The 263-nt window shown below is 57.8% G+C and carries 1 protein-coding gene; it reads left to right on the plus strand.

The window, feature by feature from the left end:
- On the plus strand, positions 1–263 hold a 263-nt coding region (locus Q1A69_RS20250; RefSeq protein WP_299589772.1), incomplete at both ends, for a hypothetical protein.

Genomic DNA, 263 nt, shown 5'->3' on the forward strand with positions numbered 1-263 from the left:
GCCACCACCAACACCTACACCCGCAATGTCTCCTCTAAGGGGGATAGCTATACCTCCGTCTTCTACTCGCAGACCGGTATGTACAACCGCGAGGCTATCCGCAATATCGCCCTGCAGCTGACCGGTGCCGCCAACGACGAGACTTTGATCGCCCACCACGCCAGCTACAACGCCTTTGGTGAGAACGTGGCGTCGATCGACAACAGCGGCAACACCACCCTGTACGAGTACGACCAGCGCGGCAATATAGTGAAGGTGCTGAA

Origin of the sequence: uncultured Microbulbifer sp. (assembly GCF_947498635.1) — a bacterium.
Taxonomy (GTDB): domain Bacteria; phylum Pseudomonadota; class Gammaproteobacteria; order Pseudomonadales; family Cellvibrionaceae; genus Microbulbifer; species Microbulbifer echini.